15 protein-coding genes are annotated in these 11,723 nt (G+C 68.7%); 7 read left to right on the plus strand and 8 right to left on the minus strand.

From position 1 onward, the window contains the following. Positions 1-14 precede the first annotated feature (14 nt). Positions 15-1,313 (minus strand): T3SS effector HopA1 family protein, encoded by a 1,299-nt coding sequence (locus tag HL658_RS17105; protein WP_180283533.1) that lies wholly within the window; start codon positions 1,311-1,313, stop codon positions 15-17. Between the two features lie 156 nt (positions 1,314-1,469). After that, positions 1,470-2,822: a methylenetetrahydrofolate--tRNA-(uracil(54)-C(5))-methyltransferase (FADH(2)-oxidizing) TrmFO gene (gene trmFO, locus HL658_RS17110; protein ID WP_180283534.1), complete on the minus strand. Its 1,353-nt coding sequence runs from the start codon at positions 2,820-2,822 to the stop codon at positions 1,470-1,472. A gap of 229 nt (positions 2,823-3,051) precedes the next feature. On the opposite strand from trmFO, the gene HL658_RS17115 reads away from it, so the two are divergent. From HL658_RS17115 to HL658_RS17125, 3 genes are read left to right on the plus strand one after another with little or no spacing between them, the layout of a single operon-like run. Then, the gene (locus tag HL658_RS17115) at positions 3,052-4,095 is read left to right on the plus strand and encodes a YncE family protein (protein ID WP_211109768.1); all 1,044 of its coding nucleotides are present in this window, start codon (positions 3,052-3,054) and stop codon (positions 4,093-4,095) included. Then, a complete protein-coding gene (locus HL658_RS17120; protein WP_180283535.1) occupies positions 4,085-4,837 on the plus strand; it encodes a polysaccharide deacetylase family protein in 753 nt (250 codons plus the stop codon). The genes HL658_RS17115 and HL658_RS17120 overlap by 11 nt, the downstream gene beginning before the upstream one ends. A gap of 5 nt (positions 4,838-4,842) precedes the next feature. Next, positions 4,843-5,802: a sterol desaturase family protein gene (locus HL658_RS17125; protein WP_180283536.1), complete on the plus strand. Its 960-nt coding sequence runs from the start codon at positions 4,843-4,845 to the stop codon at positions 5,800-5,802. Positions 5,803-5,827: 25 nt separating this feature from the next. On the opposite strand, the gene HL658_RS17130 is transcribed toward HL658_RS17125, so the two are convergent. From HL658_RS17130 to HL658_RS17140, 3 genes are all read right to left on the minus strand, one after another. Continuing rightward, positions 5,828-6,040: a hypothetical protein gene (locus HL658_RS17130; RefSeq protein ID WP_246337656.1), complete on the minus strand. Its 213-nt coding sequence runs from the start codon at positions 6,038-6,040 to the stop codon at positions 5,828-5,830. Between the two features lie 87 nt (positions 6,041-6,127). Further along, positions 6,128-6,397, minus strand: coding sequence for a hypothetical protein (locus HL658_RS17135; protein WP_180283537.1), 270 nt, complete (start codon positions 6,395-6,397; stop codon positions 6,128-6,130). Between the two features lie 83 nt (positions 6,398-6,480). Then, complete coding sequence (locus HL658_RS17140) at positions 6,481-7,080, minus strand: uracil-DNA glycosylase (protein WP_180283538.1); 600 nt, start codon at positions 7,078-7,080, stop codon at positions 6,481-6,483. Between the two features lie 192 nt (positions 7,081-7,272). Between HL658_RS17140 and HL658_RS17145 the strand changes: the two genes are divergently transcribed. Then, the gene (locus HL658_RS17145; RefSeq protein WP_180283539.1) at positions 7,273-7,677 is read left to right on the plus strand and encodes a 4a-hydroxytetrahydrobiopterin dehydratase; all 405 of its coding nucleotides are present in this window, start codon (positions 7,273-7,275) and stop codon (positions 7,675-7,677) included. Positions 7,678-7,723: 46 nt separating this feature from the next. On the opposite strand, the gene HL658_RS17150 is transcribed toward HL658_RS17145, so the two are convergent. Beyond that, positions 7,724-7,972: a hypothetical protein gene (locus HL658_RS17150; RefSeq protein ID WP_180283540.1), complete on the minus strand. Its 249-nt coding sequence runs from the start codon at positions 7,970-7,972 to the stop codon at positions 7,724-7,726. A gap of 225 nt (positions 7,973-8,197) precedes the next feature. Then, positions 8,198-8,737: a c-type cytochrome gene (locus HL658_RS17155; protein ID WP_180283541.1), complete on the minus strand. Its 540-nt coding sequence runs from the start codon at positions 8,735-8,737 to the stop codon at positions 8,198-8,200. A gap of 213 nt (positions 8,738-8,950) precedes the next feature. On the opposite strand from HL658_RS17155, the gene HL658_RS17160 reads away from it, so the two are divergent. The 3 genes from HL658_RS17160 to HL658_RS17170 all read left to right on the plus strand — a co-directional run bounded on the left by HL658_RS17160 (position 8,951) and on the right by HL658_RS17170 (position 10,959). Further along, positions 8,951-9,736, plus strand: a complete 786-nt coding sequence (locus tag HL658_RS17160) for a 3-deoxy-manno-octulosonate cytidylyltransferase (protein WP_180283542.1) — start codon at positions 8,951-8,953, stop codon at positions 9,734-9,736. Between the two features lie 16 nt (positions 9,737-9,752). Beyond that, positions 9,753-10,616: a prephenate dehydratase gene (locus HL658_RS17165; RefSeq protein ID WP_180283543.1), complete on the plus strand. Its 864-nt coding sequence runs from the start codon at positions 9,753-9,755 to the stop codon at positions 10,614-10,616. Positions 10,617-10,755: 139 nt separating this feature from the next. Beyond that, a complete protein-coding gene (locus HL658_RS17170; protein ID WP_180283544.1) occupies positions 10,756-10,959 on the plus strand; it encodes a hypothetical protein in 204 nt (67 codons plus the stop codon). A gap of 61 nt (positions 10,960-11,020) precedes the next feature. Here HL658_RS17170 and HL658_RS17175 read toward each other — a convergent pair whose 3' ends face one another. Then, positions 11,021-11,596, minus strand: coding sequence for a YqgE/AlgH family protein (locus HL658_RS17175; RefSeq protein ID WP_180283545.1), 576 nt, complete (start codon positions 11,594-11,596; stop codon positions 11,021-11,023). Between the last annotated feature and the right edge of the window lie 127 nt (positions 11,597-11,723).

The raw sequence follows: 11,723 nt of genomic DNA on the forward strand, positions 1-11,723 counted from the left end.
CCTCGGCCGGGCGCCTATGCGCCCGGGTTGAGATTCGCCGCGTGGGCCTTGAACGCGATGGCCACCCATTTCAGGAAGGTGGTCTCGTCGTTCAGGTAGGCTCCTCCCAGATCCTCGGCAGCCGCGTGCATGTTGGTCAGGGCCATGGCGATGAGCTCGGCGCGGATGGACCCGTAGCTCTGTCGTCCCATCATTTTCGGATCGAGGTTGCCGCTGAAACCGGTTTCGAGGTCGGTCGGTTCGACGCCGATGGCGATGCCCGGATGCCGGCCGATGGTCATGCCGGGGACTGGATCGGCGAATTTGAATGTGGCGGCTTTGCCTTGCAGGTCGGCGACGAGGTTGTCGCGCTGTGACAGGCTGACGTAGATGACGATCTTGTCCTTGCGCGTGTGGAACGCCAGTGGACCGGCTATTTTGAACGAATGGATGGCCCGGCGTTTCGCGTTCGCCATAAGGAACATGAGGATTTTGGGCGCGGAGTCGGCCGGAAAATTCAAGTAGATGCGCCACAACTGCTGACCAGGGTGTTCGCGGTGTGTCGAATAGTAGATGAAATCGGTACCCTGGTCGTGGTTCGACGCGATTGTACCGGCACTGCCGGCCGGCACGAAGGTTTTGGTGTGCTGCAACGACAAGCCGAACCCGGCGCCCTTCTTGTAGATCCTCGGCAGCTTCATCGCCCACAGGGCGGGATCGGCGATCTTTGGCTCGATGTGGCCGTTGTAAAGGCGGTAGATCGCATTGGCCAAGCTGGCATAGGGTCGAGCGCTGACTTTGTGGTCGGGGAAGTGGGTGTTGCGATCGGCCCCTGTCGCACGATCGAGCAGGTTGAACAGGGGTGCCCTGTTGAGCCAGACTTGGCGCATGAAATCGAGATCAAGGGGGCCAAGGACGTTTTCGGGTTGGATGGTGCGGAGCTGATCCTCAAGATCGAGGATGATGCCCCCCTTGGTGTAGGGTTGGACAGCGGTCAGAGTGGCTTCAAGGCTGCGCCGCTTGTCCCCATCAGGGTATGCACGCCGCAGATTGCACAGGCCGTTGTATGCCTGCCACCGCAACCCGCCACCGAACCGCGCGTCGAACGCCGCCTTGAAGACCGAGACGATCGGATCCTTGAACATCGTGTCGTTGGTCACGGACTGTGCGTGTTCGCCGCTTCCCTTGTTGCCGAAGGTGCGCTTGACGAAGTTGCCGGCCACCTTGAACAAGCCGCTGTTGCGGTCGTATTCCAGCTTGAAGCTGCCGGTTCGCGCCCGCAGCCCGGCAAAGAAACGGATGTTGTCCTCGTACTTGTCGGCGGCGGTCGGCATAGGGCGTGCTCCTCATCCATGAGGCGGCGATCCGTCCACCGCCCTGTGCTGGGACGGGTGGAATCATTCGAACGCACGCAATGTTGAGGAGGCAATCCGGATAAGACAACCCCCGCGTTGAAACACGCATCCAACTTCGCGCATCGTGGTCGCCGCCTATCCTTCACCGCCCTCCGCCAGCCACACCGCCAGATCCGCAAGCGCGCGGACCGTGTAGGCGCGTTTGCGCTCGCGACCGCGGATGCGGTCGTCGACCGGCGGGAACAGGCCGAAATTGACGTTCATCGGCTGGAAGGTCTCGGCGTCCGCCCCGCCGGTGATGTGGGCCAGCAGCGCCCCCAGCGCCGTGGTCGGCGGAGGGCGGCGCGGCTCCTCGCCACGCCGCTCGGCGGCGGCGAACCGCCCGGCCAGCAGCCCGACGGCGGCGCTCTCCACATAGCCCTCGCAGCCCGTGACCTGCCCGGCGAAGCGCAGGCGCGGCATCGCCTTCATCCGCAGCACCCCATCCAGCAGCCGCGGGCTGTTCAGGAAGGTGTTGCGGTGCAGGCCGCCCAGCCGCGCGAACTCGGCGTTCTCCAGGCCGGGGATCATGCGGAAGACGCGCGACTGCTCACCGTGGCGCAGCTTGGTCTGGAAGCCCACGAGGTTGTAGAGCGTGCCCAGCGCGTTGTCCTGACGAAGCTGGACCACCGCATAGGGCCGCCGGCCGCTGTGCGGGTCGGTCAGCCCGACCGGCTTCATGGGGCCGTAGCGCAGCGTGTCCACCCCGCGTTCCGCCATCACCTCGATGGGCAGGCAGCCTTCGAAGTAAGGGGTGCTCTTCTCCCACTCCTTGAAATCGACCTTCTCCGCGCTGCGCAGCGCCTCGATGAAGGCGAGATAGCCCGGCTTGTCGAAGGCGCAGTTGATGTAGTCCTTGCCCGTGCCGCCCGGCCCCTCCTTGTCGTAGCGTGACTGGAACCACGCCTTCGACAGGTCGATGCTGTCGCGGTGCACGATCGGGGCGATGGCGTCGAAGAAGGCCAGCGACTCCTCGCCCGACAGATCCCGCACCGCCTCGGCCAATGCGGGGGAGGTGAGGGGGCCGGTCGCGATGATCACGCTGTCCCATTCGGCGGGCGGCAGGCCGGCAACCTCGCCGCGCTCCACCGTCACCAGCGGGTGCCCGGCCACCGCCTCCGTGACCGCACCCGCGAAAAGGTCGCGGTCGACGGCCAGGGCGCCGCCCGCGGGGACCTTTTGGGCGTCGGCGCAGGCCAGGATCAGCGAGCCGCAGCGCCGCATCTCCTCGTGCAGCAGCCCGACGGCGTTGTACTCCGCATCGTCGGAGCGGAAGGAGTTGGAGCAGACAAGCTCCGCCAGCCGATCGGTGTGGTGGGCGTCGGTGCCGCGGTCGGGGCGCATCTCGTGCAACACCACGGCGATGCCGCGGTTGGCGAGCTGCCACGCCGCCTCGCTGCCGGCGAGGCCGCCGCCGATGACGTGCACGGGGGTGGGGGTATCGGTCATGTCGCTGGATACGGTCCGTTGGAACTCCGGTCGGCTAACGTGGCCCCGCCGGCCGGCCGCGTCCACCATTTCCGGCACCGGTCGGCCCTGCGGCATTCTTGGCACGGGCAAGTTTTCGTGTGGAGCACGGGCGACGAACAGGGTATCGGTTATGACGGGATCAGAACGCGAACCCGCAACCGCCCGCGACGTGGCGGCCGGGCCGCGGCACCAGGGCCGGAGTGTGGGCATGAGTGTGCGCTGGCGTGGCGTGGCCGCCGTGGCGGCGGCCTTTCTCTTGGTCGGGGCCACTGATGGCGCCCGCGGCGCGGACCCGTTGGTGGCCTCGCTGCCGCCGTCCACCGCGGTCGCCGCGGCGCCCGCCTGGATGCCCGACCCGTTGCCGGGAGGCGGGCCGGCGCGGCTGGCCGTCGTGCTGAATTCCGAATCCGACAGCGTCAGCGTCATCAACGGGACGACGATGACCGTCTCCGCCACCGTTCCAGTGGGGAAGGAGCCGCATCATTGGATGGTCTCGCCGGACGGCCGGCTGATCGTCGCCAACACCCGCGGCGACGACCTCGTCTACATCGACCGCGAAAGCGGCCGAATCCAGGAACGGCGCGGCAACATCGTAAACCCTTACCTCGCCGGCTACAGCCCCGACCAGCGCTGGCTGGTAGTGAACGGGCTGCGGCTCGGCCACCTCGACATCTACCGGGCGGGCGACCTGTCGCTGGTCAAGCGCATCGTGGTGGGCGGCATGCCGAGCCACCTCGCCTTCGACGCGGATTCGCGGAAGGTCTTCGTCACCCTCCAGGGGCATGACGAACTGGCGCAGGTCGATCTGGAGACCCAGGCCATCGACTGGCGCATCAAGGTGGGCGACACGCCGGCCGGCGTGCTGCTGACGCCGGACGGCAACCATCTGCTGGTCGGCGTGATGGGCCAGTCCGACGTGGCGGTGGTGGAGTGGCGCAAGGCCGCCATCGTCGGGCGAATCCCCACCGGCAAGGGTTCGCACAACATCCTCCAGGTGCCGGGCAAGCCCTTCGCGCTGGTCTCCAACCGCAGCGTCAACACCATCTCGGTGATCGACCAGCGCAGCTTCACGGTGGTGGACACCATCGGCATCCCCGGCGGGCCGGACTGCATGATGTTCTCCCCCGACGGGCGGCAGCTCTGGGTCACCGCGCGCTGGCGCGGCAAGGTGCATGTCTACGACCCGGTGGAGCGGCGGGTGGTTATGTCGATCCCGGTCGGCCGCTCGCCGCACGGCGTCTATGTGGAGTAGCCTGCGCCGCGCGGCGGCAGGCGCGCTGGCCGCCCTGGCCGGTCTCTCCGCGGCGACGGCCGGCGCCGCCGACTGCAAGGGCACGCTGCGCCTCACGCTCGACACCGGCAGCATGATCGCGGCGGAGCGCATCGCCGGCATCCTCAAGGCGCGCTCGATCCGCGCCACCTTCTTCATCGCGGCGGAGCCGACCTACGACGGCGGCACGCCGCTCGACGCGCGCTGGACCGGCTACTGGAAGGCCCGGGTGGCGGAGGGGCACGCCTTCGGCAGCCACACCGTCAACCACTGGTACCTGCGGGAGGACCGGCCGGACGGCATCCTCTACCGCTCCGCCGAGGGGCGCAGCCGCGTGCTCGACCGCGCCGCTTTCTGCCACGAGCTGGCCGACGTCGGCGACCGCTTCCGCACGATGACCGGCCGCGGCTTCGATCCGATCTGGCGGGCCCCCGGTGGACGCACCACCAGGAACAGCCTGGACTGGGCGCCGGGCTGCGGCTTTGCGCAGCATGTCGGCTGGTCGAAGGCGGGCTTCCTGGGCGACGAGCTGCCGTCCGACCGCCACCCCAATGCCGAGCTGCTGCGCAAGGCGCTGGCCAACATCCGCGACGGCGACATCCTGATGATGCATCTCGGCATCCGCTCGCGGAAGGAGCCGTTCGTCGATGTGCTGGAACCGCTGCTCGACGGGCTGACCGCCCGCGGCTTCTGCTTCGCGACCATGATGGACAGGACGGGGTGACGGCGATGGGCGACGCGCTCGTCGATGGCTTCCTCTGGCTCCAGGACCGGGCCTGGGAGCTGGTGGTGCAGCCGCTGGTCTACGCCCTGGGCTTCGCCGCCTACATCGAGGACGCCTACACGGCGACCGGCATCATGCTGATGGGGGCCATCGGCGTGGTCGCCATGGTGGCGCTGCTGGCGCCGCTGGAGCGGCTGCGCGCGGTGGAGGCGCCGGGGCCGTGGCGGGCGGTGGCGGCGGATGTCGCCTACACGCTGATCCACCGGCTTGGCCTGTTCGGGCTGATCGCCTTCGCGTTCACCGATCCGGTGGAAATCGCCTTCACACATCTTCTGATGGCGTTCGGGTTGCCGCGCGGCTCGCTGCTCGACGCTTTGCCGCCGCTGCGGGACTGGCCGGGGCTGGAACTGGCGGTCTATGTGCTGGTGCTGGATTTCGTCATGTACTGGGTGCACCGCGGGCAGCATGGGCTGACAGCCTGGTGGGCTTTGCACGCGCTGCACCACAGCCAGCGGCACATGACGCTGTGGTCCAACGACCGCAACCACCTGCTGGACGACGCATTGATCGCCCTGATCATGGTTGTGGTCGGCACGTTGGTCGGGCTGCCGCCGGCCGCTTACGCCTGGGTCGCGGTGGTTCTGGGGCTGGTGGAGAGCCTGTCGCACGCCAACGCGCGGCTTGATTTCGGCCCGGTGGGGGAGCGGCTGCTGGTCAGCCCGCGTTATCACCGGGCACACCACGCCATCGGCGATTACACCAACGCGGAGATGCGCTCCTGCAACTTCGCAGTGCTCTTCCCGGTGTGGGACATGCTGTTCGGTACGGCGGATTTCCGCCGTGACGTCTATCCCGCCACCGGCATCATCGACGATGATTTCGGCGACGGCCTGCTGCGCCAGCAGGTGGCCGGCCTGCGCCGTCTCGCCCGCCTGCTGCCGGGAGGCACGGCGCGGCGGGCGTGACGGCGCTGGACCGGCGGTATCGGCGTCAGTCGTCCACCGTGGTGGTGGTGCGGCGCTCGGTCGTGCTGCTGCCGGTGGCGGGCGGGAGCACAGTCGTCGTGCTGCTGCCGGCACTGGGCATGGTGGAGGTGGTGGTGCTGGTGGTCGTCGTCGAACGCGTGGTGTCCGACCCGCAAGCGGCGAGCAGCAGGGCGGCCCCGCCCGCAACCACCACACCGCGCAGAACAGTCGCCATCATGGGTGCGTATCCTTTCCGGATGGAAGCGATGGCGTTGCAACGCGCGGCGCGGCGGAAGGTTGCGCGCCAGCGCCCCCGCCGGGCGGGTTACCGCGAGTTGCCGGAAGGGTTGCGCTCCGGCGAGTAGGGCGGCGACACGCCTTGGTTCGCAGCCGGATCGGCGTAATCGGGGATGTTGGAGGACCCGGTCGCCGGGTTCGATCCCGGCGAGCTTCCGGTGCCGTAGGTCGACCCCGCCGCCGGCCTGGTCGTCGATCCGGAGGTCCCGGCGGACCGGTCGCTGCCAGTCGTGTCGCAGGCTGCCAGCGACAGCGCCGCGACCCCCGCGGCGAGCAGGGGAATCAGGGTGCGTGGCATCGGTCGTGCTCCGTTCGGTTGTTGCCGTCGGTGGCTCAACCGGGCACGCCCCGTGTGGTTCCGGGTGGATTGGTGCGCGGCGATCACCCGCTCCGTGCGGCGGCCAGCTTCAGGTCGGCCAGGAACGTCGGCTGCTCGGCGAGCTGGCCGCGCAGGATGTAGCTGGGGTGGAAGGTCGGCACCACCACCGCCCCGGCCAGCAGGCGGCAGGGCAGCACCGTGCCGCGCAGCTGCATGATGCCGTTCTGCCCGGTCAGCGCCCAGGTGGGCGTGCGCCCCAGCGCCACGATGGCGGTGGGGGCGAAGGATTCCAGCGCCTGCCGGAGGTGGTCCAGTTCGCCGGAGAAGTCGGCGAGCACCCAGTCCGACGTGCCGAACGGCCCCCAGCGCTCGTCGATGGCGCGCCCCTCCTTCTTCGCGCGCGTGCGGGACGCGAAGAACAGCCCGACCTTGTTTCCGGGCGGCTGGTAGCGGAAGACGTTGCCGACCAGACAGCGGGCGCGGTCGATGCCGGCGGCGGCCAGGGTCTCGTCCAGCAGCCTGCCGCTGCGCCCGACGAAGGGGCGGCCCTGACGCGCCTCCTCCGCCCCCGGCGCCTCGCCGATGATGGCGAGCCGGAGGCCGGCCGGCGGATCGGCGGGGATCTGGAACTCGACAAAGGGCCAGCCGGTGGTGGCGGTCATGGGCGGGTGCTCTCCTGGCGAAGCGTGACGGGACAACAGCCCCGGCGGTGGGGCGGTCTCGCCGGCCGCGTATATCCCGCCCCGCGCGCCGCCACAACCGCCGCCGGCACCTTGCCGGAACCGCGGCGCGCCACCAGGATTGAAGACGCCAGGAGTGAAGGCGATGAAACACACCCGAGGAGGAGAGGGGACATGACGGCCGAAGCAACCGATCTGGCGGCGAAGACCTGCGAACCGTGCCGGGGCGGAATCCCGCCGATGGACCGGGAGATGGCCGAAACCTATCTGGTCCAGGTCCCCGGCTGGTCGCTGGGCAGCGACCCGGACCATCTCGTGCGCACGTTCAAATTCGGCGACTTCGCGGCGGCGCAGGATTTCGCCGTGCGCGTCGGCGGCGTGTGCGAGGCGGAGGGGCACCACGCCGACATCAATTACGGCTGGGGCTATTGCACGGTGAAGTTCTGGACGCACAAAATCCGCGGCCTGCACGAGAACGACTTCGTGATGGCCGCGAAGGTCAACGGGCTGGCCGACACTCCCTACATGCCGGCGTTGGCGTCGGAGGGCGATGTGTCGCCAACGGCGCGCAAGGGCTGACGCCGCGTGACGCCGGGGGCGTGCGTCCCCGGCGCCGTCGGGCGACTCAGTGCCTGCGCGCGCCGCGTCCCGACAACGGGATGGCGTTGTTCACGTCGGTCAGGTTCTTGAACTCGTCCAGGCTGCCGCCGATCCGCTGCACGGTGGCGGCGGCGTAGGCGGCGTAGTGCTGCATCAGCACGATGCGGGCGATGGTGATGTCGCGACCTGACAGTTGATCGCGCTGAAGGCGCTTCTCGAGGCCGACGATGGCCTCGTGGTGACGGTCGGTGTCGGTACCCAAGGTGTGGAGCACGGTGGACCCTCCCGGAGTGCGGCGTTGGCGCCTGCCGAACTTTTTAGCAATTGCTATCGGGAGCGGCAATTCAGACCAAATACGGACCCGGTACTAGGACCCATCTGTTCGTTCGATGAAGAGGGCATGCCGGGTCGGGGTACCGCAAAAGAAAGACCCCGCCGGCCGGAGTGGCGGGCGGGGTCGGTGCGCGGAATCTTGCGGGCGCCGTGACGGCGCCGCCGGTCAGGGCAGCGGCGCCGGGCTGTCGGCCAACGAGCGCAGATAGGCGATGACGTTGGCGCGGTCCTTGTCGGACTTGATGCCGGCAAAGCTCATCTTGGTGCCGGGAACATAGCCCTTGGGGTTGGCGAGGAACTTGTTCAGACCCTCGTAATCCCACGGGCCCTGGATGCCCTTGAGCGCCGCCGAATACGCGAAACCATCGACATGGCCGTGCGCCGCGCCGACGACGCCGTACAGGTTCGGGCCAACCTTGTTGGCGCCGCCCTTCTCGAAGGTGTGGCAGGCGGCGCAGGCCTTGGTCGCTGCCTTGCCGGCCTCGGGGTCGGCGGACGCCAGCAGCGGAGCGATCGGCGCCGGGCCGGCCGGCTGTTCCTGCGCGGGTTGGCCGGTGCCGCTGCCTTCGGGCATGGCGACCATGTAGGCGGGTTCATGGAGCTTGTGGGGGTGCACCAGAACCTCGGCGATGAAGCCGCTCATCATCGCGATGAGCCCGGCGAGGAGGACCGCGCCGAAAACCTTGTTCCACTCCATGCTCGACATTGCGTCTCGATCCCTCTTTGCGACAGCATGCGCTCTTGCGGCGGCGGCACCATAGCGCGGCGAATGCGGCTTGTCACCCGCACCCTGGACCGACCGGCGACGTTGTTGCGCGGTGTTGGGGGCGGCAGCTTGACGGCGGTGCCGATCCATGCTTCACCCGCGCTCGCGCGTGGCTACGCGCGCGAGAAGGTTCAGGCTGAGGAGGCCACCGCCATGACCATTGTTCCCGCCGCCGCTCGGGTCAAGGCCCCGGCCAACCCGATCGTGGTCGTTCCGGCCCGCATGGCCTCCTCGCGCCTGCCCGGCAAGCCGTTGGCGGACATCCACGGCGTGCCGATGATCGTGCATGTCTGGCGCCGCGCGATGGAGGCGGGTATCGGCCCGGTGGTGGTCGCGGTGGGCGAGCCGGAGATCGCCGTGGCGGTGGAGGCCGCCGGTGGTCGCGCCGTGCTGACCCGGCCGGACCACCCCTCCGGTTCCGACCGCATCTTCGAGGCGGTGAACCTGATCGACCCCGACCGCGCGCACGACGCGGTGGTGAACGTGCAGGGCGACCTGCCCACCATCGACCCGGCGCTGGTGCGCGTCGCCTTCGACACGCTGGCCGACCCCCTGGTGGACCTGTCCACCCTCGTCGTTCCCATCACGCGGGAGGGGGAGCGTACCGATCCCAACGTCGTCAAGGCGGTGGTCGAGCTGGCCCCCGGCGCCACGCGGGGGCGCGCGCTCTACTTCACCCGTGCCACCGCGCCCTGGGGCGACGGGCCGCTGTTCCACCATGTCGGGCTCTACGCCTACCGCCGCGACGCGCTGGAGCGTTTCGTGTCGCTGCCGCCGGCGGCGCTGGAGCAGCGCGAACGGCTGGAGCAGCTCCGTGCGCTCGCCAACGGCATGCGCATCGACGCGGCCGTCGTTGACGCGGTTCCGCTCGGCGTCGATACTCCGGCCGACCTTGAACGTGCCCGGATCGCCCTGGCGCCGTCCCCTTCCGCAGCCTGAAGAGACCCCGGCCGCCATGTCCGCCAACACCATCGCCTTCCAGGGCCTGCCCGGGGCCTATTCCGACCTGTCCTGCCGCAGCGTCTTGCCAGAGATGACGACTCTGCCCTGCGCCTCCTTCGAGGACGCCTTCGCCGCGGTGCACGAGGGGCGGGCGCGGCTCGCCATGATCCCGGTGGAGAATTCGGTCGCCGGCCGCGTCGCCGACATCCACCACCTGCTGCCCGAAGGCGGGCTGCACATCGTGGGCGAGCATTTCCAGCGCGTGAACCACCAGCTCCTGGCGCCCAAGGGGGCGACGCTGGCGGGGCTGGAGACGGTGCGCAGCCACATCCAGGCGCTCAGTCAGTGCCGCAACGCCATACGCGCGCTGGGCATCCGCGCCATCACCCACGCCGACACCGCGGGTGCGGCAGCCGAGATCGCGAAGCTGGGTGACCCGCGGCACGCCGCCATCGCCTCCTCGCTGGCCGCGGAGATCTACGGGCTCGACATCCTCAAGGCCGACGTCGAGGACGCCCAGCACAACACCACCCGCTTCGTGATCCTGGCGCGCGAGCCGAAGGTGCCGCCCGCCGGCTCCGGCCCGGTGGTGACCAGCTTCGTGTTCCGGGTGCGCAGCGTGCCGGCGGCGCTTTACAAGGCGCTGGGCGGCTTCGCCACCAACGGCGTCAACATGACGAAGCTGGAGAGCTACATGCTCGGCGGCCGGTTCACCGCCGTGCAGTTCTACGCCGACGTGGAAGGCCACCCCGACGAGCGGCCCCTGCGGCTGGCGCTTGAGGAGCTGGATTTCTTCGCCCGCGACGTGAAGATCCTCGGCGTCTACCCCGCCAATCCCTTCCGCTTCAAGGAAGGCCAGATGGGTGGGGAGGACTAGGACGTCTCCGCCGTCCGGGGGGCGTATACCTCTTATTCCCTAGGCCATGGACCGTCGGCTTCACGAACAATTAACGCGATCGGCCCACCATCGGGGGCAGTCGCGTTGATCCGTACGCGTTGATCCGTAAGAGCGTTCCATGACCGAGAAACCTGTGTGGACGCAGCAGACGTCCAAGCATTTCATCCTGCAGCGCGGTGACCGGAAGGTCTCGCTCCATTACGAGGATGCCGGGTTCCAGAGCTTCTGGGCCGTCTATGACGGCGACCGTCTGGTCGACCGGGTTCCGGAATTCATGCAGGCCCGCGGCGTCGCCCTGCAGGCCACCGGGGCGCGGGCGTAAGCCACGCCGGCCCACACGGTGGCGGCGGGCATCACCGACCCGCCCCACGCCGCCGGCCGGCTCAGGCGTGGCCGGCCTCCGCCGACAACATGGAGACGCTGACGCCCAGCTTGGCGATCGAGCGCTCCCACTTGCCGTCGAGCTCGGTGTCGAACAGCAGCCCTTCGTCGCAGGGCACGTTCAGCCAGCCGTTCGCCTGGATCTCGGCGTCGAGCTGACCCGGACCCCATCCGGCATAACCCAGCAGCAGGATGCAGTTCTTCGGGCCGCGCTCCTCCGCGATCGCCCGCAGGATGTCGATGGTCGCGGTCAGCGCCACGCCATCATCCACCACCAGCGTGCCGTCGCGCACGTAATCGGTGGTATGCAGGACGAACCCTCGCCCCGATTCCACGGGACCGCCATATTGCACCGGCATGTTGGTGGTGGCCGGCGGCATTTCCGTGCCGAGCTGGTCGAGCAGATCCTGGAAGGTGATTTGACCGAACAGCTTGTTGACCACCAATCCCATGGCGCCATCCTCATTATGAGCGCACATATAGATGACCGTGCGCTGAAAGCGCGGGTCGAGCAGGCTCGGCATGGCGATGAGGAGTTGCCCTGTGAGATACTCCGAAGACTTGGTGGCACGGGACATGGGTGTTTATCCTTCGTGTCGAGGGCTTGCCGCCCACGGCCTCCTCGCCGGAGTGTGACAGCACCGGCCGAGGCTTGTCATCTAGAATAGCGGGGCGGAAAACCCGCCCGAACCACATATGAGAACA

This window comes from Azospirillum oleiclasticum, from assembly GCF_013423485.1.
In the GTDB taxonomy this organism is placed as follows: Bacteria; Pseudomonadota; Alphaproteobacteria; order Azospirillales; family Azospirillaceae; genus Azospirillum; species Azospirillum oleiclasticum.

What these genes read in the sequence shown, in the direction of transcription:
- HL658_RS17130 (WP_246337656.1), bottom strand. Translation starts at nt 6,040, where the DNA reads ATGATGGCGACTGTTCTGCGCGGTGTGGTGGTTGCGGGCGGGGCCGCC.
- HL658_RS17135 (WP_180283537.1), bottom strand. Translation starts at nt 6,397, where the DNA reads ATGCCACGCACCCTGATTCCCCTGCTCGCCGCGGGGGTCGCGGCGCTG.
- HL658_RS17155 (WP_180283541.1), bottom strand. Translation starts at nt 8,737, where the DNA reads ATGTCGAGCATGGAGTGGAACAAGGTTTTCGGCGCGGTCCTCCTCGCC.
- HL658_RS17105 (WP_180283533.1), bottom strand. Translation starts at nt 1,313, where the DNA reads ATGCCGACCGCCGCCGACAAGTACGAGGACAACATCCGTTTCTTTGCC.
- HL658_RS17170 (WP_180283544.1), top strand. Translation starts at nt 10,756, where the DNA reads ATGACCGAGAAACCTGTGTGGACGCAGCAGACGTCCAAGCATTTCATC.
- HL658_RS17120 (WP_180283535.1), top strand. Translation starts at nt 4,085, where the DNA reads ATGTGGAGTAGCCTGCGCCGCGCGGCGGCAGGCGCGCTGGCCGCCCTG.
- HL658_RS17125 (WP_180283536.1), top strand. Translation starts at nt 4,843, where the DNA reads ATGGGCGACGCGCTCGTCGATGGCTTCCTCTGGCTCCAGGACCGGGCC.
- HL658_RS17145 (WP_180283539.1), top strand. Translation starts at nt 7,273, where the DNA reads ATGACGGCCGAAGCAACCGATCTGGCGGCGAAGACCTGCGAACCGTGC.
- HL658_RS17140 (WP_180283538.1), bottom strand. Translation starts at nt 7,080, where the DNA reads ATGACCGCCACCACCGGCTGGCCCTTTGTCGAGTTCCAGATCCCCGCC.
- HL658_RS17175 (WP_180283545.1), bottom strand. Translation starts at nt 11,596, where the DNA reads ATGTCCCGTGCCACCAAGTCTTCGGAGTATCTCACAGGGCAACTCCTC.
- HL658_RS17115 (WP_211109768.1), top strand. Translation starts at nt 3,052, where the DNA reads ATGAGTGTGCGCTGGCGTGGCGTGGCCGCCGTGGCGGCGGCCTTTCTC.
- HL658_RS17160 (WP_180283542.1), top strand. Translation starts at nt 8,951, where the DNA reads ATGACCATTGTTCCCGCCGCCGCTCGGGTCAAGGCCCCGGCCAACCCG.
- trmFO (WP_180283534.1), bottom strand. Translation starts at nt 2,822, where the DNA reads ATGACCGATACCCCCACCCCCGTGCACGTCATCGGCGGCGGCCTCGCC.
- HL658_RS17165 (WP_180283543.1), top strand. Translation starts at nt 9,753, where the DNA reads ATGTCCGCCAACACCATCGCCTTCCAGGGCCTGCCCGGGGCCTATTCC.